Raw genomic sequence first — 22,818 nt, forward strand, 5'->3', positions numbered from 1 at the left:
TACTAGATATATCAAAATAAATAAAAGAATATGCCTCCAATAATTAGAAATAATGTATATCGTTGTGACAAAAGAAAAAATCCCTCCCTATAAATAATGCAGGAAAGGCAGGAGATTTTTAAGTTTTGGCCAGCTCTAATATATTTAGAATAAATGGCGCTTTTGCACTTGTATATGAAGCACGATCAAACGGAAATGTAGCTGCAAGTTTCTCTTTTAATTCTGTATATTCAATCTGTGCCCATTTATGTTCTATAAGAAAATCACGAAATAAAATGTTATTCTTCCACTCTTCACTATTATATATATAAACATGTAAATGATGGGTACCAGCTCTCCATTTTCCCTTTCTAAAAAAACGCCAATTAGGTGTTTCTTTTGGAACATATTCATAGCCAATTTTTAATAGCTCTTCAATCCACTTTTCGGTAATTTGCAAATCAGTTACGCCAATCATCATATCTATTAGAGGTTTCGCTCCTAATCCCTCTATGGATGTACTTCCTATATGTTCAATAGCGATACAATCTCCTCCGAATAAAGAAATAAATTTCTCTTTTTCTATTACATACTCTTCATGCCAGTCTTTTTGATATGGTTTAATAACGATTTGTTGTTCCATTTTATCCCTCTTCTTATAATTATTTATTATTATATTTATAAAATTCTATGTGATTAACATAGGATTTTCACAAAATATGTCGAATACTGAAATATACAACTTAATTATAATAAATGCGAGGTATATTATGAAAGATAATCCAGTTGAAATTCAGTTGAATCAAGTTACATTCCAGTTAAAAGAACATCATAATTTTGATTGGCTATTGAAATTAGGAAACGTATTTGCTGTTTTTGACCAGCAAGATTCAGGCAATCTATCTTTTGGTGTAGAAAAAGATGGGCGTAAGAAATTTATTAAATATGCAGGGGCACAAACACTTGCATATGAAGGAACAATGAAAGACGCTATTGAAAAATTAAAAAATTCAGTTCCACTATATGAGGAATTACAGCACGATTCGCTTATAAAACTAATTGAACATTTTCCAGTTCACTCTGGGTATGTATTAATTTTTGATTGGTTTGATGGTGAATGTCTTCATTCACACTGGAGTTTTCCGTCTCCTGAAAAATATACAAATCCAAACTCTCCATTTTATAAATTTAAGCATCTATCAGTTATGGAACGAATTCAATCCTTAAATTCTATTTTTTCTTTCCATACATATATCGAAGAGAAAAACTACGTAGCAATAGATTTTTATGACGGTAGTATTTTATATAATTTCCATACAAATGAAACGCTGATTTGTGATATAGATTTATACAATAAGAAACCCTATGTAAATACAATGGGACGACTATGGGGATCCTCACGTTTTATGTCCCCTGAGGAATTTCAGCTAAACGCTATCATTGATGAGAGAACAAATGTATTTAATATGGGGGCAATGGCTTTTGCGCTTTTAGGTGGTGAAAAAGATCGTTCCTTTATAAAATGGGAAGCAAGTAAGGAGTTATATGAGATAGCTTTCCGTGCTGTAAGTGCAAACCGTTCGGAACGATTTGCATCAGTTGAAGAATTTTATATAAAATGGTTAAACGTGGCAAATGCTGAAAAGATATAAACCTATATTTTCAAAACCAATATATAGTTTATACTATTATCATGTATAATACATATGAAATAGAAATTCAAAATAACGAGGCACATACTATGAACTTTGTTTATATTAATCAAAACGTATTAAATAATCTTCTCTACATTCTAATTAGTATATTTATTTTCTATTTTATATATGATAGCGGGCACTATTTAAAGAAATATAAAAAACTACTTATTATACTTTGTACGAGTATACCTCTTATTTTATGTATGCGCTATCCTATCTATATGGATGAAAATTGTATTCATGATTTAAGACAAATACCAGTTATAATAGGTACGCTTTATGGTGGCTTCCCTGTCGGTATCATATTGTTTACTATTTTATTAGTTACAAGGTTTTCATTTTATGGGTTTAGTATGTTAACCATACTAGTTTATGGCACAATGTTTATCATTACAGCGTTCGCATCCGCAAAATTTAATAAGCATAATAGAAAAGTTAAAGTAGCATATGGAATGTTTTTAACATTTTTTTTAGCGATATTTACAACTGTAATTGTATTAACTTTATCAGATTTTGAAGTGAATAATTTATACATTATTTATTTCATAATATTACCAACTATTTTGATGTTGTTTGTCATTTATTTTAATGAAGTTTTAAAAGATGCTGTAGGTATGCGATCGAAGCTAATTAAAATGGAAAAAATGGAGATAGTTAGCCAACTTGCTGCTAGTATATCGCACGAAGTTAGAAATCCCTTAACTGTCGTAAAAGGATTTACTCAACTTTTAAAAACACCAAATTTAACTCCAAAATCAAGAGACGAGTATATTGAACATATACTTGAAGAGTTACATCGTGCCCAAGGAATTATTGATGATTATTTAACGTTTGCCAAACCCGCTTCAGAAAAATTAGATCATATTTCAATAGAACAAGAGTTAAATCGAGTTATTAACATGATCTTACCGTTATGTAATATGAACACAATACATATTACAAAAGATTTCTCTACGGCAACAATTGTTGGTAATAAACAGCACTTTCAACAATGTTTTTTAAACTTAATAAAAAATAGTATTGAAGCAATGCCGAATGGTGGTACTTTAAATATTTCCTCATCTATTAGTAATAATAAAGTTATCATACGAATTGAGGACAGCGGCATTGGTATGTCACAAGAGCAAATAAATCGATTTGGCGAACCATATTTTAGTACGAAAACGAAAGGTACAGGTTTAGGTACAATGGTTGCTGTTAAGATCATTGAAACGATGCAAGGTAGTTTAAAAATCCGAAGTATTGTTAATAAAGGTACAACTTTGACAATTACATTGCCGAAATGTAATATGAACTCATCTGAAAACAAATAAAAAAGGAGCATAATTGCTCCTTTTTTTATTTCGATACATAAGTATCTTCTATGTTTTTTAAGTTTACATTTGTGGAGACTAATTAGAAATTAGTACCCTCCGCCCCAGCAGCTGCATCCTACGATAATTAATAAAATAAATAACACAACTAATAAAGCGAAACCTCCACCAAAACCACAAGAACCACCGTAACTCATAATTTCTCCTCCTTTTGGTTTGAAAACTAATAGGTAGTTGATCATTTTAACTGGTTCGTATTATACATTATGAAAATATCCTCTTTTTGAGCATGTCTACATAAAAATAAGTAAAAGCACTCATTTGAGAGTGCTTTAAAATGGATACCAAAAGTTTTGAAATACATGTAACTTTAAATATACTGCTACAATTAAAATAAAAGCACCTACAAATAAAGCAATGAAATCCCCGCTTTTTGCTTTATTTGTATAAAACCACGTACGTTTATCCTTCTTTCCAAATCCTCTTAAATCCATTGCATTTGAAACTGTATCGATTCTCTCTAGAGAATGAATAATTAAAGGCCAAAAAATTAAGACACGGTTTTTCATACGGGTCCATAAACTTGCTTCTCCTTTTTCAAAAGCTACTCCTCTCGCCTCTTGCGCATGTTTAATAACTTTATATTCGGACTGAATATCAGGTATATAACGTAACGCAATATTTATTGCATAGGTAATTTTATAATGAATACGAAATTTACTTAAACTACTCACAAATTCGCTTGGATCAGTCGTATAAATAAAAATAAGTGTAAATGGTAATAACGTAAAATATTTTAATGAAAGTGTTGTTGCATAAAATAATGTTTCATAAGTAATTGTCGCATATCCGATATGTAAAAACGAAGTATATGACTCAGTTAATTCAGATCCATGGGTTGGTGTAATAAATAAAATCATGACAGAATTTAATAAACTAAATGTAAATATAACACTAAAAACAATTAAAATTTTACGAAATGGAATCTTTGCAACAAGAAGTCCGATACAACCAATCATAAAAACAATAAGCAATATGCGAAAATCAAAAAACAAAAAAGTAAGCGTCATACAAAAAATAAATAACAACAATTTCACTGCTCCATCCATACGATGAAAGTATGTACTATACATGTTCCTCCCTCCTAGTAACCTCAAAATAAAGTTCTATAAACCTTTCAGGATAGGCAATCCCACTAAATTTAACTAACTTGAATAATGAACTTTCCCTTAGATTCGCTCTTTGTAGCGTTTTTGAATGACCTAATACGATAGACGCAGTATTATTTGCAATAATTTGCCCTTCATGTAAAACGATAGCTCTGTCTGCATATTCTAGTGTGAGATTCATATCGTGTGTGATAAAAATAAAAGATATTCCCTTTGCAGCTAGTTTTTTTATAAACGACATAAACTGTTTATAATGATAATAATCTTGTCCCGCTGTCGGTTCATCTAAAATGATCAGTTTCGGATTTGTTGTTAGTACACATGCAATTGTTACTCTCTTTTTTTGTCCATAACTTAATGCCTGAATTGGCCAATTACGAAATGGATACAAACCACAAATTTTTAACGTTTCTTCCGCTCTAAGCTTAATTTCTTCCTTTGAAACCTTTTTTAATTTTAATGAAAATGAAACCTCTTCTATAACAGTAGGTTGCGTAATCATATGATTTGGATTTTGCATCACATAAGATATAATCTCTCCACGTTTACGAATAGACCAAGAATTAATATTTACTCCATCAAATAAAATCCTATCATTTTTTGTTTTGTTTATACCTATAAGACTATGAGCTAATGTTGATTTTCCAGCTCCATTATGACCTAAAAGTGCTACAATTTCCCCTTCTTTTATTGAGAAATTTACATTTTCTAATACTTTTTGTTTATTAGGATAGGAGAACGACAAATTTTCAACTTTCAATAATTCTTTGTTTGTAGGAGTGCTTTTACAAAAAACTTGCTTCTCCATCCACTCATTTATTGCGCTACTTACACTTTCTCTTTGAAGATTTTCGAGTGGATATATTCCAGCATTATTACCATCAAAAGGTAATTTCTTTAATCCTTCTATGTACATAGGTTCTCTTAAGCCGATAGATGGTAATATATTTGACGTTAAAATCTCTTGTGGAGTGCCTATCGCAATAATTTCCCCGTCATCCATTAAAATGATTTTATCTAAATCCAGATTTAACATTTCTTCTATTCGATGTTCAATAATTACAATTGTTTTATTATATTGTTTATGTATATCTTTAATAAGTTCTATTGTATGTAAGCTACTTACAGGATCTAAATTCGCTAAAGGTTCATCAAATAATAATATATCAGCATTCGTTGTTAACAACCCTGCTAGAGAAACAGTTTGTTTTTGTCCCCCTGATAATTCATGTGGACTTTGTTTATGAAAAGAATGCATCTTTACCTTTTTTAATGAATCTGAAACAATTTTTTTCATAGTGTTTTGATTTACACATTCATTTTCTAAATAAAAAGCTACATCTTCTTCTACTGTAAGACCAATAAATTGAGCATCTTGATCCTGCAAAATTGTTCCTACCTGTTTACTCTGTTCAAAAATACTCCCTTTCCTCGGGTCTTTTCCAGCAATTAAAATATTTCCAGCACTAATCCCTTCATAAGAAAACGGGATTAGCCCATTAATACAATGAGCTAACGTTGACTTCCCTGAACCACTACGTCCAGCAATTAATACTTTTTCCCCAGGATATATATGAAACGTAATGTCTTTTACAGTAGGCTGCGCCGCATGCTCATATTGAAAGCTGAATTGTTCAAAAGAAATAATTGGTTGCATGTTAACATCCCTACTTTTCAATTTTTAAATGTGTATGTTTCTTATTAGACTTAGCTAGACCTATTGTAATTGGTAACCCAAGTACTAAAAATACAATAACATCCGCAATTGTTGCTCCTAATACTTGTATAACAATTTTGTCAAACGGTTCTCCCATCACAATAATATCGAATGCACCAGCAAATATAATAGCAATGACAATACCAAGTAACCCCGCAATAGCTAAATAAGAAATATTCCCCTTATTATACGTCCCGTTTTTCACACTAAAGCCAACTCTTTTTTGAATGAGTCCCATTGCAAAGCCGATAATGCCTGAACTAATAACCCATCCCCACCAAATACCCCAACCAGCGATTGTATCCGTTACGGTATGACCGATAAGTCCTATTAGCAGTCCTGCCACTGGGCCAAATAACGCTCCAAAAACAGTTAAAATAGCTAATGCAGGTTTAATAAATGTATTTGGTGCAATTGAAAATCCCCAAAGTCCTAATATCCCGTATAATGCTGCTCCAATTCCGATTGCCACTACTAACTTCGTTGATAATTTGTTCATTACAATTCCCCTCTCATATTAGTCAACTTTTATTACTCTATATTTATTTTGAAATTGAATTATGCATCGACACTCCCTTTCTATACAACAAAAAATGACCCCTTATATAAGAGGTCATTTTCTTTCACGTTCAAGAATCCTCTTATCTTCCAAAAAACACATCGTGTCCTCTGCGGAATTAGCACCTTCCTATAAATGTACATAGGGGTTGCTGAGGTTTCATAGGGCCGTTCCCTCCACCTCTCTGGATAAGTATTAATTTGTAATTCGTATTATGGCACCAAGAAGAATAAATATCAACACTTTTCTAATTATTTTTATTTTTTGTTAAATGATACATTTAAATCATTGTATTCTTATCGGAATTATGAAATAATGAACTCAAAATTGTTTCGGGAGGAATGTATAATGAAAGTAATTGGTTTAATTGGTGGACTAAGTTGGGAATCTACATCGTTATACTATAAACATATAAATACACTTACACTCTCTCAATATGATCAAAATGCAAAGCTTGTTTTATATAGCATGGATTTTGGCGAGGTAACTACTTTATTACAAAATCATCAATATGAAGAAGTGAAAAACGAATTAGTTACCGTTGCAAAAAAGGTTGAAAATTCCGGGGCTGAATGTTTATTAATGTGTTCCAATACGGTCCATTTATTTGCTGAAGAAGTAGAACAGGCAATATCAATACCACTCCTTCACATCGGTGATGTAAGTGCTAAAGAAATGGTAGAGCATAATATAAAACGTATTGGACTATTAGGAACGAGACAAACGATGGAACAAGACTTTTATAAATCTCGTCTAGCGAATTATAACATTGAGACAATTATCCCAATTAAAGAAGATAGAGATTTTATACATCATGTTATTTTAAATGAATTAAGTAAAGGAATTATTTCAGAATCATCAAAAGAAAAGCTATTACAAATTGCAAAATCATTAATTCAAAATGGTGCAGAGGGTATATTACTTGGATGTACTGAAATTCCTTTGCTTATTTCTCAAAACGACCTTACTGTACCTGTTTTTGATACTGCTTTAATACATGCAAATACTGCTGTGCAGTTTGCGGGATAATAATATAAAAGCATAAAGGTAGCATCTCTATGCTTTTATATTGTCCAAACTATTTATTTAAAAGAGCTTTAATAACTTCGATTGCTTCTTTTGAACCACCGCATTCTAAAAAACTATCATTCAGTTTTCGTATACCATGTTTATACTTTTCATTTGAAAGAACGTCTAATACCGCTTCATTTAGAGTTTGCACATTAACATGCTCTTTCAATAATCTATGTGCTGCTTCCAAATCAGTTAATCTTTGTGCTATCATTGGTTGGTCTTTATCATGTGGAATTATGACAAATGGGACATTAAAATAAATAGCATCGTGCACACTATTCATGCCGCCATGTGTAATAAAAACATCTGCTTCACTTAATATTTCTGATTGTGGTACGTATGAAGCAATTAGAAAATTGTCTGGCGCTTTCTTAATTTTAGAACGATCATTTCTATCACCAATTGCCATTACAACTATTCCATCAAAATCTGAAAAAGTATCAATGCAAGTATTAAAGAATGGTTCGAGTCCTTCAAGGAGTGTTCCCATTGAGATATAAATAACTTTCTTATTTTTAAGTAATTCAAGCGGAAACTCTACATTCGTTTTACGCTTTGAAATACTAGGTCCAATAAAAATGTTATTTTCTCCGAACGCATCGCTATTAGGTTGAAAATAACGACTTGTGTACACGAGAGAAATATCACCCTTATTATGCATAAATTGAAGATTGTTTTTGGGCTTTACTCCAAATTCGTGTTCTATTTGATATAATAACTTTTCAGAAAGTTCATCAGGTTGAAATTGTATTTCTGCATTTGGATGAAAAGGTAAAGTCTCCAAAAATTCTGGAGGAATTAAAAATATAGGAGAAGAAACTACGCCTGGAATTTGTAAATACTCCTTTACTAACTCTCCAGCACCAAATATATCATAAATTACGAAATCAAAATTTATTCTTTCACATAATTGTTTTGTAATTTTCAATATATATAAAGAAGTTTGAACATGTACATGAAAGAAAGAATTCAGCCCAGATGAAGTTTCATTATCAATAGAAATCTCCTTTAATAAATCTGGATGGGTATATACAGTCGCTCCCAAATCTTCAATTCTGCCTTTAAAGTGTTCTGTTGTAATATAATGTACATGATCCCCCCGTTCAATAAAGGCTTTGACTAAACTCAATGTAGGATTTACATGTCCTTCTGCTGGAAAATTAACCACTAAAATATTTAGCACTTATTTCTCACTCCTTACATTTCAATACTCTTATTAATCATACTGTAAATATTACCGTCAATCTTCACCTAATAGTCCTAATATGCTTGCTACTTAAGGTTGATAAATAATTATCAGTTAATAACATAAAAAAGCATCTACATAAGTAGATGCCTAACTGTGATAAGGAGTGTTCTGTGAGGTTAGAATAAGCTTTTCAGCTTGTCCTATGCTATCAATATATGATTTATTTTATAAAATGTGAATAATTGATAGAATTATTTTACCCATTTTATTCGATTAAATAGATAATATACTATTTCTACTTTACCTATTATACCTCGTTTCTAATTTATTCCTATGAAAAAACGCCTCTAGTTCACATGATTGCTAGAGACGCTTCGTACATTTTAATTCTCTTTAGGATCATCTATTTTTGGCGATTCTCCACTTAAACGCTTGTTTTTCAATTCGAAATAAGCATCTAAAACTTCTTTTCCAATATCAGAGTTAATGCCAGATTTATCATTAATAACCCATGGTACAACAACAGAGAACGCTACTTCTGGATTATCATATGGCGCATATCCTGCTAACGTTAAATTATAACATTCCCTTCTCTCGCCTTTTTCATTTCTTCCGATATCACTTTCACCACCGTAAACTGTCTGTGCTGTCCCTGTTTTACCTGCTGGTTTATACGATGCTTTTTGGAACGCCCTTACCCCAGTTCCATCACCTTCTTGGAATACCCTTCTAAATCCTTCCTTTACTTGATTTATATATTCCTCTTTCATATCTATTTTATTTAAAACGATTGGCTCTACTGAATGTACTACTTTACCAATTTCATCTTTTTGCGACGTTTGCTCTCTTACCTCTTGAACAATTTGCGGCTTCATTCGATATCCACCGTTTGCGATAGTTGAAATATACTGTACAAGCTGAAGCGGTGTATACGTGTCATATTGACCAATTGAGTAGTCTAATAAGAAGCCAGGCTGATTATCTTTTTTACCAATTTGTCCAGCTGTTTCATTTGGTAAATCAATGCCTGTTGGAACACCTAGTCCAAATTGCCTGAAATAATACCTCATTTTATCAAAGTACTCCTGTTTAATATTTAATGAGCTATTTTTCACATAATCCACACCTGCAATTTTTAATGCTGTATGAAACATATAAACGTTTGAAGAAACTTGTAACGCTCTTAAATCATCAATATTTCCGAACTCTTTCCAAGACTTTTTTTCCTTAGTTCCTTTAAACTTTATTGGTGCATCATAAAAATAAGTACCTGGTGTTATAGCTTTCGTTTCAAATCCAGTTAAAACTGTCGCACCTTTCACTGTTGATCCAAGCTCGTACGAACTAGTCATTGTGCCTAATGCGTAGTCTTCAACTTCTGTTTTCCCATCTTTTTCTACAAGTCTTTTCCCAGCCATTGATAATACTTGTCCGTTTTTCGGATTCATCATTACAACGAAAGCACGGTCCAACATCGATTCTGAACCTTTATATGCTTTTAATATTTTTTCAATACTTTCTTCTACTTTTTTCTGCAGCTCCATATCTATTGTTAAAGTTAAGTTCTTACCGCTTTTCCCCTCAGAAACTGTTTCCGTTCTAATTGTATTACCTTGTTTATCAGCAACGCTTCTTACTTCTCTTTTTGCCCCATGAAGTACATCTTCATATTGCTGCTCGATATAACTTTTTCCAACCCTATCATTTCGACTATAATCACGTACCAAGTAGTAATCTAATCGTTCACTTGGTAATCCTTCATCAGAATTAGAAACATTTCCAAGAACGGATCGGAATAATCCATCATTTACATACACTCTCTCCCAATCAACCGATACGTCTACTCCTGGAAGATTCGCTAAACCTTCACTAATTATAGTAAATTCCTTTTCACTAACATCTTTTTTAATAATTTGAGGAGCCATTTGATAGCCTGCAGTCATCTTACTTTTAATAGCTAACACTTTTATATCTTTATCTGTTAATTCCTGAAGATTTTTATTTGTAACTCGTTTTCTTTTTAACTCTTCTATTTTTTTATCTAGCTTCTTACCGCTAATATCCTTCTCTCTAAATGTATCTATTTCTTTTTTAGATACTAGATTTTCAGCCAGTTTCGGATTTAATTGCATCCAAAAATCTTTCTTATCTGTCTCAGTTAACTTAGTAATATCTTCTTGCGGCATTTCAATTATATCTGCAAGTTGTCTTGCAGTTTTTAATATATCTTCTGATTTTACACCTTTCATCTTTGTGTACGTGACCGTTCGTAAAGATTTATTATCAACAACCGGATTTCCTTCACGATCAAATATTTTCCCGCGCGGGACGGAAAGACTCACAGTTGCATTTTCTCTCTTTTCTACTTCATTTTTATACGTCTCTCCATCGAGAATTTGCACTTTCCCTAACTGTATAATCATTGCAGAAAATAATAAAAATACACAAAGAAATAAAATGTTTAACCGCGTCGGTATTGCTTTAACACTTTTTTTCTCTTGCTTATTCACTTTGTCATAATCTCCTCCTTACAGTATTCCTCATAATAATAGAATCTATATATTAAATGTAATGCACATTTAATATACAGTACTTTATACAAATATTAATATACCGATAATAACTTAATAGAAATTAAAACAAAGGTAAAGAAAAGGTAAAGTTTACTAAATTAAATATAAAAATACCCAATGAAAAAGTTTAGCTTTTTTCATTGGGTATTTAATCATTTTTTTAAGAATGAATGCTAGAACGTATCGATATACATCTATCATCACAATTTGATAGATGCTCTTTACTCTGAATTTTCGGCAAGTAAATCGTTACTGTTGTCCCGACACCAACCTCACTCATAATACTTATATTTCCTTGATGACTTTCAATAATTTTGTAACTTAACATTAATCCAATACCGGTACCTTTTTCTTTCGTACTATAAAAAGGCTCACCTAATCTCTTAATTCTTTCTTCAGGTATTCCTATTCCTTCATCAATTACATGAATAATGACACCATCATCGTTTATTTCTTTTATGTGGATTGTAATTTTCCCGCCATTTGGCATAGCTTCGATAGAATTTTGCAAAATATTAATAAATACTTGTTTCAATTGATTTTCTGAGCATTCAATACTTATATCGTTGGATTCTGCATATAATTCGACTTGAATATTTGTCATAATTGCTTTTGTATTCATTAACGATACGACATTTTTATAAATTTGATAAATATTTTTTTGTTCTGTATTCATTTCATCTGTTTTAGCAATTGACAAAAATTCTTGGAGGATCGCCTCTATTCTTTCAATTTCCGAAAGCATTAGATCAAAATATTTTTCTTGATCCTCTTTATTAATTTGGAATAACTGTATAAACCCTTTTATGACTGTTAATGGATTCCTCACTTCATGAGCTACACCCGCTGCTAATTGACCGATTGCTGCAAGTGTGTCTGATTTATTTAGTAATTCTTCTGTCTTTTTCCGCTCTGTAATATCACGTACAATGATCATTATTTTATCATGTAATAATGGTAAGCATCTAGCTTCAAAGAAATCAATACTCCCATTAATTGTAAGGGGATATTCCACAATTACATTCGTTCCTTTTTCCTTCACTTGATGAATTGCTTCCTGAAACTGCTGTGCTACTGGAGATGGTAATACTTCGAAAAACTTTTTTCCCATAAAAGCTTCTGCCGGTACGTAAAATTTCGAAGGGAATCCTGCTTTATAATCTATAATTGTGCCATCATCTTCTGTTAAGAAACATAAATCTGGTAAAGCTTTAAAAATTAATTCCAATTCAGACGTTTGTTGTTTTAACTGCTCTTCTATCGCTTTTAAATGTGTAATATCTACACCGACAGCCCAGTAGCTATACCCTGTTACAGGAAACTGTTCTGATATATTGGACCACATGATTGTTTTGATTTCACCATTTTTACATGTTAAGCGCATTTCCCAATCCCTGAAATTTTTTCCGCAAGTTAAAAATTTCGTTTGTATTTGGTGACGATAATTATGATCTGGGTACAATAATTGAAGGGCATTTGGATTTCCGATTATTTCTTCAGCCGTATAACCTGTTACAATTTCACACTCCCGATTCCACAAAACAAAATCTCCATTATAATCAAGCGCATCAACCATAACAGGCATGTTTTGTAAAATCGTATGTAGTTCCTCCTCTTTTCGAGAAAACAACGTTGTATTTTTACTTTGAATTACTTTTGTTGCTCCATCAATAATTAGATTTGAAAGCATTTCAAAGTATTTTTGACAATTGAAAATTTCGCTTTTGTTTGACCATACTACAAAAGATCCTAAATGTTGATTGAATATAAAAATGGGGATTTCAATTTTGGGAAGTTTACATATTTTCGTCTCATTTATTCCAAAAGAAAATATACATTCTTTTTCAGCATCAAGAAGTTGATGTGATATGTTGGTTAATTTATAAAACTGTTCTGCCATGGTTTCTATTGTACTCACATCAATAAGTTCCATTAGCCGCGCATTCATTCCTTTTTCACCTCAATATGTAAAATTAATACAAATTCAAAATTTATACTTCTCCATTATACGAAGAATGTACGTATAGGTATATAGCTGTAGAATAATTATTCGAACAAATTTTATTTTTCAATTAAAAATAGAAAAGAATTTGCATGAAAAATAAACTTTTAATCCATTTGTATTTACTCATCTCATACATGGTTTTGATATGAGAGTAATACACATCACCTTTAGTAGTATAAAAATACAAAAAATATAAAGTTCATAAAATTTTCACAATTAACATGAAAAATATAAACATTTATTCCAATATATTCTATATAATTAAAAGTAATAAGGCTTCTATGAACCTCATAGAATACCTTACCCCTAATAAAAAAAAAAAGAATCTATTTGGATTCTTTTTTTTTTATTACATTACATATTTATATAAGGCATGTGCAACACCGTGTTCTTCATTTGATAAGGTTTCGTATTGACACATCGCTTTTATTTCTTCCACTGCATTCCCCATTGCAATTGATATATTCGCTTTTTCCATCATGGAAACATCGTTTAGCCCATCACCAATCGCTACAGTATTTTCGACTGGAATATTCAGATGTTCTGCTAAAGTATATAAGCCATTTCCTTTTTGGGCATCACGATGATTAATCTCTAAATTATGCCAATATGAAGATGTAATTGCTAAATCAGTATTATGCAGAAACGCTGCTTTTAACTTTTTTAATTTTTCTATGTCATAAGAAAATGGTAAAAGTTTATGCACATGTATATCAGTTTCTACAATTGGTTTACAACTTTCTGCACTATGAAATGCTGTATGTTCAAGATATAATGCTGCAATCGTTTCTAACTCTTTCACATCAAAACTTTCTTTTGAATTCTTCACATATTCGATCTCATTACGCACACTCTCTACGCCATAATCTGGTACATATACACCTTTATTCGTATAAAGCTGATAATATAAGCCATTCTCTTCAAGATAGTCTACAATCTCAAGTGCCTGCATATTTTCAATTGGATATCTCTTCATCATTTTTTTATCTTTATATATAAGCGCACCATTTTCCGCAATAATTGGACAGTCTAAATTAACTTCTAACAACAATCTTTCAATATCAACGATAGAACGTCCTGTACAAATTGCTACAACATGGCCAGCTTCCTGGCATTTTCGAATTGCATCTGCATTCTCTTTACTAATCAGTTTATTCCCTGAAAGAAGAGTTCCATCTAAATCAATTGCGATTAATTTCATTATTTCTTCACCACTTTCTTTAAATACACGAGTTCAATTAAACAAAAGGTATCGTTTTCATAATGATCTCGTGAAGTACTCCTTATTTATAATTTATGAAAAGCGTTTCAGGTCAAGAAATAATTATAAATAAAATCCAAAGCTTTTGCTTTGGATTTTAAACTATGAATTATAACTAATATATTTTGTCTCACACATGTATACATTTTTTTCTTCAGTTGGGACATATACTTTAAACTTTTCTAAACATTTTCCGTAAATATGAATCGTGACAACGCTTTCGTTTTCAGCTATTTCAAGAATATGACAATCTGCTGGTGGAATGACTGTATCTGTTTCTCCTTCTCCCAAATAAAGATTTCCTGTATGCGTTAAATAAACAAGTGAATTTTCAATTTGCTTAGTTTGTATAAAATTCTGCACCATTATCCTTCCTGTAAAAACACCTTCTACTCCCCATGTACCATCATGATCATGTAAAGGTGTAGATTGTCCATCTTTCCATACAAGAGCTAATACTTCAAACCGCTTTAAAGGATCTTCATATAATAGGTGTCGTGCATATTGAGCCGAATTCGCCTTCTGTTTTTCTAGTGGAAGCCATGTTTTCTTTTCTAAAAGTTCTTCTAGTAATTTTTCAATCGCACAAACAATTTGATCTTCTAACAAATTACTATCCATTAAATCCGTTACAGCTTTAATAAATGTTTGAAACGTTTTACTTCCATTACACGTTAACATAAGCATCCTCCTCTACTCTTTTCACACACTTCCATATTAAATAGGCCACCAAAAATTTACAATTGAGAAATAAAAAAACAAGGTACAATAATTTTGCACCTTGTTGATTAGGTTATTGAGTTGTCAAGCGAATAGGTAAGAATTTCAAAGTTTGTTCATTTTCCAATATACATTTTTCTAAATTGAAAGATGACGATAACTCTATTTTTTTAAAAGCATTTATAAAAGTTCTTAATGCAATCTCAGCTTCTAGTCGTGCAAGTGGTGCCCCTAAGCAAAAGTGAGGACCTTTACCAAAGGTTAAATGCTTTTCATTTCCAATTCGGTGTAAATTAAATTTAGAGGTTTGTGAAAACTTTTTCTCATCTAAATTTGCTGCACTTACCCATGCAACAATCATTTGATCCTTTTTCATAAAAGGTCCAAATATATTTGTATCCTCTGTAATTCTTCTAGCTAATGTAACGGGAAAGCGATAGCGTAAAACTTCATCAATCGCTTTTGAAATTAATGTAGGTTCTTTTCTTAACTCTTCATATGTTCCAGGTGAATCCACTAAAAAACAATAAAAGCTATTAATAATTAAATTTGTAGTTGTTTCATTACCTGCCGCTAATAAGCCTAAAGAAAAAGTAACTATTTCTTCATCGGTTAATCTTTCGTCTTCATATTCAGCTCGTATTAAATCTGAAATAATATCGTCGGATAAATGAAATCTTTTCTCTTGAACAATTGGAAGAAGGTATGTTTTAAATTCATTTAACGCAATTCCTTTTTCTACATCCAAATCGTTAAATTTTTCTTTACTATATGGCATAAATAAAATATCAGACCATTCTTTAATTTTTTTACGGTCAGTTGTTGGCACTCCTAACAAATCAGATATGACGGTAACAGGTAAAGCTGCAGCAAACTCTTCAACGATATTAACCTCACTATATTTTCCGATATGTTGTACAAGTTCATTTGCGATAGACTGTATTCGAGGTTTCCATTGTTCTATACTTCTTGGAGTAAATGCTTTAGAAACAATAGAACGTACATTTCGATGTTCTGGTGGATCAGTAGAGTTTATATTTATTCTCGTTTCTAAAGGTGGGATTGAGAATTGTCTTCGTTCCCTTCTACTTGAAAATAAGCGATAATCCGATAAAACTCGATTTACATCATCGTATAAAAAAACATTCCATACATCCTGCTCCTCATCATAATGAACCGGATGATTGTCCCTCATAAATTGATACCACTCATACGGATTCCACAATTCTTCTTTTGTTTTCAGCTTTGAAATTTCATGAACTAAAATCACATTTTCAGGCGAAGCCATAGTTCTTTCCTCCCTTTTCATTTACAATAAAAGTGATAGGTCGGTAGTTCAAAGTTGTATAATCTAACATATGTTATTTTAACATATGCTAAAGCGGATTTTTCATTGGAGAACTTGAGAAATATACAAGGGGGATTATTATGTATGTTGACATTTTATTACTAGCAGAATTAACGACTGGACCAAAACATGGATATGAAATAAAGAAAAATGTTCAAAATCGGTTAGGTGAGAATTTCGAATTAAATCATAATACACTGTACCCTGCTCTTCGGCGTTTCGAAAATATGGGTGCTATAACGAAAAAAATACATAAACAAGTCGGAAAGCCAAATCGAAATATGTACGACATAACTGAAACAGGAGAAGAAATTTTTTATGAAATGTTAAGAGAGTTTCCCGAAAAGATTGCGACAAATAACGCTGAATTCCTTGTGCGTATCGCACTATTTGAAAAACTTGATTTCGAAGCTAGAAAAGAAATTTTAACAATACGCCAAGACGTACTACATAAACAGCTTACTTCTATTCAATCTTTACATGTTAGCTCACCTTTTATTACAGAAGTCATTGAATTTAGTAAATCACGTATAGAACATGAATTGCTCTGGATTACATCACTTATGAAGAAAATATGAAAAAATAAAAGAAAAGTTAAAAACAATGAATGAAAATGAGATTTATTATCAATACTATAATTAAGAAAAGGGCAACCACGATTTGGCTACCCTTCAAAATTTTATATTTCTGGATCGAAAGTTTTGCAATCTGTTTCTTCAGTAGTTGATGCATGTTTCCCTTTATTACTTACTACATAAATTGCATCTGCACTACATTTATTGCCGTTAGCCCAGAATTTACAGTTGTTTACTTCACATAAAACGTCTTGTGCCATAGTATCACACCTCCTTGTTCTATTATCATTAACAAAATTCGGAGGTATGATACTCTTTAGACTGCATTTTTTATTCCCTTTTTAGCTTTCTTAATGATTCAATATCTCCTTGTACAATCGCATCTATATTTTCAGTTATTTTATTAATGTCAAAATGCCACCATTGAATTTGCAATAATTCTTCTATTATTGTTTTTGTAAATCGTTCCTTTATTTTATTTGCAGGGTTTCCGCCAACAATTGTATATGACTCGACGTCTCTAGTCACAACAGATTTAGCTGCAATGATTGCACCATCCCCTATTTTTATTCCAGGCATAATCGTTGTATCCATACCAATCCATACGTCATTGCCTATAACTGTATCACCTTTGTAAGGTAAATCAGACAAATTAGGTGTATACTTCTCCCACCCATTCCCAAATATATTAAATGGATATGCCGAAAATCCATCCATCCGATGATTCGCTCCGTTCATAATAAAGGTAACTCCATTTGCAATACAACAAAACTTTCCAAGTATAAGGCGATCTCCAAGAAATTCATAATGATGTAATACACGATCTTCAAATGTTTCTCCATCTTTCGCATCATAATATGAATAGTCTCCAATGAGTATATTAGCTTTTGTTATTGTATTTTTTATAAAATGGACATTTTGATTTCCTTCAATAGGATATTTAACATTTGGATTAGGATTCATGTTGTACAGCACTTCCTTTACCATTTATTTCACTTTCTACCGCTATTACTGGCTTTAAATTGTATATAGGTAAAATAAATAATAATCCAATAATAAATAGTAACGCTGTGCCCTCATACATCGTACTTAATGAGAATACTTCTTTTAATGAACCAGCAATACTCATCGTTACTACCATTGAACCGGTGAATAGTGGACTTAATATACCATTTACACGACCAATAAAATCAGTATCGCTATTTTGAATAATAAGCGTATTAATACCTATTTGGATACATGGAAGAGCTAACCCACTAAAAAGTTGTGCTGTAAGTGTCACCCATAAATTTGTCGAATAACCTATTATACCAATGCCGATCGCCTGACCGAGCATCCCTATAATTAACATCTTTTGCGGAGCAACGTTCTTCGCAAATACCATCGCTAAAGCACCGCCAACAATCATTCCTGCACCATTTACTGTTAGTAACCATTGTAAACTCTCTTTTGATAAACCTAACTGCTCAGTTACGATAAATATACCTAATGGCTGAATCAACCCTATACCTAGTCCTGCCGCCATAAAACAAAGTCCTAGCAAAGTTAATGCTTTTTTCTTTTTCACATATTTAATACCATCAAGCATCTCCTGTAGTAGCGTGATTTCTTTCTTCTCATTATCATTCTCAATATCTTTCGGAAGAAATAACAACACAACAGCTGCTAGTAAAAAAGCGATACCTGTTATGATGATTGAAATATAAATTCCAAAACTATGAAAGATAAATGTTCCAAGAATCGGTCCTAATACCATAAAAATCGCAAATATTGTTTGATATATAGACATTGCTAATTGGATCTGTTCCGCCGATAAATGTTGTTTAAACAATTTCATGCCAGATGGCTGAGAAAACTGTGAAAGGATTGCAGAAATAAGCGTGACAAAAAATACAATTTTCCACGTACCAAACATAAGTGTAATTAATACAGCGAATACTGAAATAGAACTTAAAGTCTCACACCATATCATTGTCTTCTTTGGCTTCCATCTATCAGCAAACGTTCCGCCAATAAAAGAAAAGATGAAAATTGGAGCAAACTCTGCAACTGAAATCATCGAAATAGCAAAAGCATCACCCTTCGTCATTTCCATTACATACAGTAATACCGCAAAGTTTCGAACCCATATCCCTACTTGTAAAAATAATGCTGATGCTAAAATTCCCTGTACAAATCTATTTTTCAATACTTGTGATACCCCATTATTTTGTTTCGTTACTACATTTGTCGACATAAAAAAGCCCCCTATTTCATGTTCTGAACAGGAGGCAGCACAAATCATATAAAAAGACTATATATTCGCAGAGCGAAATACATCCCTTTTCTATAAATGTACAGACTAATCCTATTCAGAAGAATATTTCGTTTTTTAACGAAGATCTCTTACAAATAGAATTAGTTGATCATTGGGATGTGTTCACCCTTCCGTTTCGAATTTAAATAACACATACATACTCTATGTAAATCATTTTCTATGTATGCATGTCTAAAAATAAATATTCTAGAATGTTAATGGTAATTCCTCTAAAGAACGCATTAAATAATTCCCCTGCCATTTAACATCTTCACGATTCCCTTTTATTTGTAATTCAGGCATCCGATTAATCAAAGTAGTAATAGCAATCTTCGCCTCCAACCTAGCAAGTGGAGCGCCTAAGCAGAAATGGCTACCATGTCCAAAGGCAATGTGACGATTATTTTCCCGAGTAATATCAAATACTTCTGGGTTTTCAAATACTGTTTCATCGCGGTTTGCCGAAGCTAATGCAATGACAACCATATCCCCTTTTTGGATTGTTTGTTCGTGAATTTGAAAAGGCTCAGCTGCCCATCTTGCAGTTGTAACCTCAACTGGAGAATAATAACGCAATCCTTCTTCAATTGCAGAATCGATTAATTTTGGGTTATCTTTTAATAACTGTAATTGATCTGGATTTTCAAGAAGTGCTAATACCGTATTCGTAATTAAATTCACTGTTGTCTCATGTCCTGCTACGATTAATAGCATTATCATTGAATATAGCTCTGGAGCACTAAGTTTATGTCCTTCATTTTCTGCAAGTATTAGCGCACTAACCAAATCTTCTTTTGGATCTTTTCGTTTTACATCAACTATATATTGAAGATATGTAATAAACTCAGATAGTTGTTTTTCCGTTTCTTTTATTTCTTCAGGTGTTTCTGGCGATGCAATAACAGCATGAGACCAAATTCTAAATTTTGCTTGATCTTCTTTTGGAATACCAAGCATTTCACTTATTACAATAATCGGTAAAGGGAACGAATAATCATCCACAAGATTTAAAGTGCCTTTTCGCTCTATCTCACTTATTAAATCATCCGCTATTCTCTGAATTCTCCCGTCTAATTGTGTAATCATCTTCGGTGTAAAAGCTTTTTGAACTAAAGATCGTAAACGACTGTGATTAGGTGGATCTGAATTTAACATGTGAGTTGTTAAATGATCACTATTGTCAACGGAAAGATACATGTTCGTTGTATCTTGAGGAAACACATTTGTCATATCTTTTTTCAAACGATTATCTTTTAAAAGTGGCAGAGCATCTTCATATCTTGTAATGAGCCATTCTTTACCAAGTTCAACTTCATTTACAAATAATATAGGTTGTATTTTTCGCGATTCTTTATAAATTTCATAAGCATCTTCTTTAAACTGCGCTGAAGCTAAATTAATACCATCCTCTATTCTTTGCCCAACTTTGTTTTTCATTGACATTGTATCCCCTCACTCTCATTTTTTTGAAAACGAACCAACAGTTGCATTATACTCTAATAAAAACGTGAAAATTGTAAATTTTTAATCAAAATCTTACTTCTTATATTGAAAAATAAAAAAGTGAGAGAGTAAAATCCTTCTACTCTCTCACTCTTATTTACGCAAAACACATGAAATTACTAATTTGTTGATAGCGATAACTTACTTTACGACGGCGACCACCTTGCCAAGTGTAACCTGAAACCCCATTTCTCCTCACTTCAGTTGGGAAGAACCATAAGTCCCTTCCGAAAGGTCCAGGACGATGCAAACGTAAATAGCCCCATCTTCCTAGACAGTTACACATCCAGGATTTCATATTTCCTGGCTGTGCTGGCGAAGCAAATGTCGATGGTAACGATGGAGCTTGAGATGGTGGTGGTGACGTTGGAGCATCTTCCGCATCATCTGGTCTATAATCTTCTTGTTCCATATCTCTCACTTCATTTACAGGTTCATACCCGTAGTTTTGTGGATTATAATACATCCCTTGATCATATGAATAATTTTGCTGATTATACATATTAACAACTCACCTACTTTTCATTCAGTACCTTTAACATTCATATGTGATATGCGCACTATAGGAAGCTTATGTATAGCCTAAATTCAACAAAAAAATAAAGCTCGTATTTTAAAAATACGAGCTTCTTCATAAACGGAATAGATGTATTATTTTCTTAATTTCACACTATAAAAACGCATTTCTTCTAATGAACCTTCAAATTCAAATACTTCTTTTTTAATTAATTGCCTTAAATGATATTCTAAAAAAGTATCGCCAACTAATTGCTCTACAAGACCAAGTGCTTCACCAATTACTCTAGGGGCTTTTAGAAATTCTCGATCAGCACCTATACTTTTCGCGCATTCAATAATAAATTGATCAAAATAATCTTCCTGTACCGAACGCACTTCATTCTCTTTCCAAACTCTTAAAAACTCCGTACTTTTCGATAGACTATCCCACTCATGTTCAAACTGCATACGTTTCTCTACAGTTAAATATGGCAATTCTACAAAACTTTTTTGAATTAGAGCTAAACTTTCAGGTGCTAACTCTCCAGTTCCACGAATATCATATTCTTGTTTTAATATTTCTTTACTTGCTTCAGACGTATTCATAACGCGAATGTTTTTCTTATCTTTTAATTGTGCAATTACAAAACTTAAGCCTACATGTTCATGTGCGTTATCTGCCTTCCAAATGGTAATTGGTGTTTCATTTGGAATTGAATGTAGAACTTCTAAAGTTTCCTTAAATTTTGGTAAATACTCTTCTTCAAAATAACAATCATAAGAAGTTAAGTTATTTAATAACCACTCTTTTCTTGCTAATTGACCTTCATTTGTATGTAATTGATGAACAGGCCCAATTGAAAAGAATTCAGAGAATGAAACTACACTCTCCTCAAGTAATCCTTCCTGTTTCAACATATATTTTAAACAGCCAGCTGTTGAATCATCAAAGGCGATATGAATGTGTATACTTTCTCTTACGTTCTTTTCCTGAGTCGCATGACTTGTCAATTGCTTAGGAATACTCGTTAAATTTTTTATCATATCTTCGTTATAATTCCCGTCTAATACATCTAATTGTATTAGAATACTTTGAAGTAAATGTTTTGCTTCATCTTCGTACATATCATCTACAGCATTTTTAATTTTATCTATCATGTAAATCCCTCTATTCATTTCAAAACTAACATAGATTATAGTTTATCATTTTAGTATCGCTCTTTAAAAGTTTTTTTAAGTAAAAACATTTATTATTTAGATTGCTACAGCTAAATAATATTTTTAATAGCTAAATAACTTTTTGTAAATCCTTTTATTTAAATGTATAATTATATAGAAAATA

At 31.9% G+C, this 22,818-nt stretch carries 21 protein-coding genes and 1 riboswitch; of the genes, 4 read left to right on the forward strand and 17 right to left on the reverse strand.

All coding sequences use genetic code 11. The features are described 5' to 3' along the window. Positions 1-118: 118 nt before the first annotated feature. Positions 119-622: a GrpB family protein gene (locus PDL00_RS26090; RefSeq protein ID WP_270732159.1), complete on the reverse strand. Its 504-nt coding sequence runs from the start codon at positions 620-622 to the stop codon at positions 119-121. A 127-nt stretch (positions 623-749) separates the two neighbouring features. On the opposite strand from PDL00_RS26090, the gene PDL00_RS26095 reads away from it, so the two are divergent. Next, positions 750-1,631, forward strand: coding sequence for a serine/threonine protein kinase (locus tag PDL00_RS26095; protein ID WP_270732161.1), 882 nt, complete (start codon positions 750-752; stop codon positions 1,629-1,631). Between the two features lie 89 nt (positions 1,632-1,720). Further along, the gene (locus tag PDL00_RS26100) at positions 1,721-2,989 is read left to right on the forward strand and encodes a sensor histidine kinase (protein WP_242250566.1); all 1,269 of its coding nucleotides are present in this window, start codon (positions 1,721-1,723) and stop codon (positions 2,987-2,989) included. Positions 2,990-3,078: 89 nt separating this feature from the next. On the opposite strand, the gene PDL00_RS26105 is transcribed toward PDL00_RS26100, so the two are convergent. The 4 genes from PDL00_RS26105 to PDL00_RS26120 form a co-directional block, all read right to left on the reverse strand. Then, entirely contained in the window at positions 3,079-3,186 is a 108-nt protein-coding gene (locus PDL00_RS26105) for a YjcZ family sporulation protein (protein ID WP_000120182.1), read from the reverse strand. Positions 3,187-3,321: 135 nt separating this feature from the next. After that, positions 3,322-4,122: an energy-coupling factor transporter transmembrane component T family protein gene (locus tag PDL00_RS26110; RefSeq protein ID WP_270732165.1), complete on the reverse strand. Its 801-nt coding sequence runs from the start codon at positions 4,120-4,122 to the stop codon at positions 3,322-3,324. Next, positions 4,115-5,815 carry an ABC transporter ATP-binding protein gene (locus tag PDL00_RS26115; protein WP_270732168.1) on the reverse strand — a complete coding sequence of 567 codons (1,701 nt, stop codon included), beginning with the start codon at positions 5,813-5,815 and terminating at the stop codon, positions 4,115-4,117. The genes PDL00_RS26110 and PDL00_RS26115 overlap by 8 nt, the downstream gene beginning before the upstream one ends. 10 nt (positions 5,816-5,825) lie before the next feature. Then, positions 5,826-6,374 (reverse strand): ECF-type riboflavin transporter substrate-binding protein, encoded by a 549-nt coding sequence (locus PDL00_RS26120; RefSeq protein WP_097817944.1) that lies wholly within the window; start codon positions 6,372-6,374, stop codon positions 5,826-5,828. 139 nt (positions 6,375-6,513) lie between these two features. Then, a riboswitch (SAM riboswitch) is annotated at positions 6,514-6,629 on the reverse strand. 153 nt (positions 6,630-6,782) lie between these two features. Between PDL00_RS26120 and PDL00_RS26125 the strand changes: the two genes are divergently transcribed. Then, a complete protein-coding gene (locus PDL00_RS26125; RefSeq protein ID WP_242250563.1) occupies positions 6,783-7,463 on the forward strand; it encodes an aspartate/glutamate racemase family protein in 681 nt (226 codons plus the stop codon). A gap of 49 nt (positions 7,464-7,512) precedes the next feature. On the opposite strand, the gene PDL00_RS26130 is transcribed toward PDL00_RS26125, so the two are convergent. From PDL00_RS26130 to PDL00_RS26155, 6 genes are all read right to left on the reverse strand, one after another. Continuing rightward, positions 7,513-8,691: a macrolide family glycosyltransferase gene (locus PDL00_RS26130; RefSeq protein WP_270732172.1), complete on the reverse strand. Its 1,179-nt coding sequence runs from the start codon at positions 8,689-8,691 to the stop codon at positions 7,513-7,515. A gap of 389 nt (positions 8,692-9,080) precedes the next feature. Then, positions 9,081-11,207 carry a peptidoglycan D,D-transpeptidase FtsI family protein gene (locus PDL00_RS26135; protein ID WP_270732175.1) on the reverse strand — a complete coding sequence of 709 codons (2,127 nt, stop codon included), beginning with the start codon at positions 11,205-11,207 and terminating at the stop codon, positions 9,081-9,083. 223 nt (positions 11,208-11,430) lie between these two features. Then, complete coding sequence (locus tag PDL00_RS26140) at positions 11,431-13,218, reverse strand: PAS domain-containing sensor histidine kinase (RefSeq protein WP_270732178.1); 1,788 nt, start codon at positions 13,216-13,218, stop codon at positions 11,431-11,433. A gap of 406 nt (positions 13,219-13,624) precedes the next feature. Next, the gene (locus PDL00_RS26145) at positions 13,625-14,476 is read right to left on the reverse strand and encodes a Cof-type HAD-IIB family hydrolase (RefSeq protein ID WP_270732181.1); all 852 of its coding nucleotides are present in this window, start codon (positions 14,474-14,476) and stop codon (positions 13,625-13,627) included. 162 nt (positions 14,477-14,638) lie between these two features. Beyond that, positions 14,639-15,217 carry a cysteine dioxygenase family protein gene (locus PDL00_RS26150; protein WP_270732184.1) on the reverse strand — a complete coding sequence of 193 codons (579 nt, stop codon included), beginning with the start codon at positions 15,215-15,217 and terminating at the stop codon, positions 14,639-14,641. A 112-nt stretch (positions 15,218-15,329) separates the two neighbouring features. Next, positions 15,330-16,544, reverse strand: coding sequence for a cytochrome P450 (locus tag PDL00_RS26155; protein WP_270732186.1), 1,215 nt, complete (start codon positions 16,542-16,544; stop codon positions 15,330-15,332). A gap of 140 nt (positions 16,545-16,684) precedes the next feature. On the opposite strand from PDL00_RS26155, the gene PDL00_RS26160 reads away from it, so the two are divergent. After that, positions 16,685-17,182: a PadR family transcriptional regulator gene (locus PDL00_RS26160; protein WP_242250556.1), complete on the forward strand. Its 498-nt coding sequence runs from the start codon at positions 16,685-16,687 to the stop codon at positions 17,180-17,182. 101 nt (positions 17,183-17,283) lie between these two features. On the opposite strand, the gene PDL00_RS26165 is transcribed toward PDL00_RS26160, so the two are convergent. From PDL00_RS26165 to PDL00_RS26190, 6 genes are all read right to left on the reverse strand, one after another. Continuing rightward, the gene (locus PDL00_RS26165) at positions 17,284-17,439 is read right to left on the reverse strand and encodes a DUF1540 domain-containing protein (RefSeq protein ID WP_000046092.1); all 156 of its coding nucleotides are present in this window, start codon (positions 17,437-17,439) and stop codon (positions 17,284-17,286) included. Between the two features lie 70 nt (positions 17,440-17,509). Continuing rightward, complete coding sequence (locus PDL00_RS26170) at positions 17,510-18,142, reverse strand: Vat family streptogramin A O-acetyltransferase (protein ID WP_242250555.1); 633 nt, start codon at positions 18,140-18,142, stop codon at positions 17,510-17,512. Beyond that, positions 18,132-19,415, reverse strand: a complete 1,284-nt coding sequence (locus tag PDL00_RS26175; RefSeq protein WP_242250554.1) for an MFS transporter — start codon at positions 19,413-19,415, stop codon at positions 18,132-18,134. Before PDL00_RS26175 ends, PDL00_RS26170 begins: the two co-directional genes overlap by 11 nt. A 267-nt stretch (positions 19,416-19,682) precedes the next feature. Next, a complete protein-coding gene (locus PDL00_RS26180) occupies positions 19,683-20,918 on the reverse strand; it encodes a cytochrome P450 family protein (protein WP_270732189.1) in 1,236 nt (411 codons plus the stop codon). Between the two features lie 157 nt (positions 20,919-21,075). Further along, complete coding sequence (locus tag PDL00_RS26185; protein ID WP_061659363.1) at positions 21,076-21,480, reverse strand: hypothetical protein; 405 nt, start codon at positions 21,478-21,480, stop codon at positions 21,076-21,078. A 149-nt stretch (positions 21,481-21,629) separates the two neighbouring features. Further along, the gene (locus tag PDL00_RS26190; protein WP_270732191.1) at positions 21,630-22,634 is read right to left on the reverse strand and encodes a DUF1835 domain-containing protein; all 1,005 of its coding nucleotides are present in this window, start codon (positions 22,632-22,634) and stop codon (positions 21,630-21,632) included. Positions 22,635-22,818: the final 184 nt, after the last annotated feature.

The organism is Bacillus cereus group sp. TH152-1LC (assembly GCF_027710505.1).
GTDB lineage: Bacteria > Bacillota > Bacilli > Bacillales > Bacillaceae_G > Bacillus_A > Bacillus_A mobilis.

What these genes read in the sequence shown, in the direction of transcription:
- PDL00_RS26095 (WP_270732161.1), top strand. Translation starts at nt 750, where the DNA reads ATGAAAGATAATCCAGTTGAAATTCAGTTGAATCAAGTTACATTCCAG.
- PDL00_RS26110 (WP_270732165.1), bottom strand. Translation starts at nt 4,122, where the DNA reads ATGTATAGTACATACTTTCATCGTATGGATGGAGCAGTGAAATTGTTG.
- PDL00_RS26155 (WP_270732186.1), bottom strand. Translation starts at nt 16,544, where the DNA reads ATGGCTTCGCCTGAAAATGTGATTTTAGTTCATGAAATTTCAAAGCTG.
- PDL00_RS26180 (WP_270732189.1), bottom strand. Translation starts at nt 20,918, where the DNA reads ATGTCAATGAAAAACAAAGTTGGGCAAAGAATAGAGGATGGTATTAAT.
- PDL00_RS26160 (WP_242250556.1), top strand. Translation starts at nt 16,685, where the DNA reads ATGTATGTTGACATTTTATTACTAGCAGAATTAACGACTGGACCAAAA.
- PDL00_RS26105 (WP_000120182.1), bottom strand. Translation starts at nt 3,186, where the DNA reads ATGAGTTACGGTGGTTCTTGTGGTTTTGGTGGAGGTTTCGCTTTATTA.
- PDL00_RS26150 (WP_270732184.1), bottom strand. Translation starts at nt 15,217, where the DNA reads ATGTTAACGTGTAATGGAAGTAAAACGTTTCAAACATTTATTAAAGCT.
- PDL00_RS26125 (WP_242250563.1), top strand. Translation starts at nt 6,783, where the DNA reads ATGAAAGTAATTGGTTTAATTGGTGGACTAAGTTGGGAATCTACATCG.
- PDL00_RS26120 (WP_097817944.1), bottom strand. Translation starts at nt 6,374, where the DNA reads ATGAACAAATTATCAACGAAGTTAGTAGTGGCAATCGGAATTGGAGCA.
- PDL00_RS26185 (WP_061659363.1), bottom strand. Translation starts at nt 21,480, where the DNA reads ATGTATAATCAGCAAAATTATTCATATGATCAAGGGATGTATTATAAT.
- PDL00_RS26170 (WP_242250555.1), bottom strand. Translation starts at nt 18,142, where the DNA reads ATGAATCCTAATCCAAATGTTAAATATCCTATTGAAGGAAATCAAAAT.
- PDL00_RS26145 (WP_270732181.1), bottom strand. Translation starts at nt 14,476, where the DNA reads ATGAAATTAATCGCAATTGATTTAGATGGAACTCTTCTTTCAGGGAAT.
- PDL00_RS26175 (WP_242250554.1), bottom strand. Translation starts at nt 19,415, where the DNA reads ATGTCGACAAATGTAGTAACGAAACAAAATAATGGGGTATCACAAGTA.
- PDL00_RS26165 (WP_000046092.1), bottom strand. Translation starts at nt 17,439, where the DNA reads ATGGCACAAGACGTTTTATGTGAAGTAAACAACTGTAAATTCTGGGCT.
- PDL00_RS26100 (WP_242250566.1), top strand. Translation starts at nt 1,721, where the DNA reads ATGAACTTTGTTTATATTAATCAAAACGTATTAAATAATCTTCTCTAC.
- PDL00_RS26190 (WP_270732191.1), bottom strand. Translation starts at nt 22,634, where the DNA reads ATGATAGATAAAATTAAAAATGCTGTAGATGATATGTACGAAGATGAA.
- PDL00_RS26140 (WP_270732178.1), bottom strand. Translation starts at nt 13,218, where the DNA reads ATGAATGCGCGGCTAATGGAACTTATTGATGTGAGTACAATAGAAACC.
- PDL00_RS26115 (WP_270732168.1), bottom strand. Translation starts at nt 5,815, where the DNA reads ATGCAACCAATTATTTCTTTTGAACAATTCAGCTTTCAATATGAGCAT.
- PDL00_RS26090 (WP_270732159.1), bottom strand. Translation starts at nt 622, where the DNA reads ATGGAACAACAAATCGTTATTAAACCATATCAAAAAGACTGGCATGAA.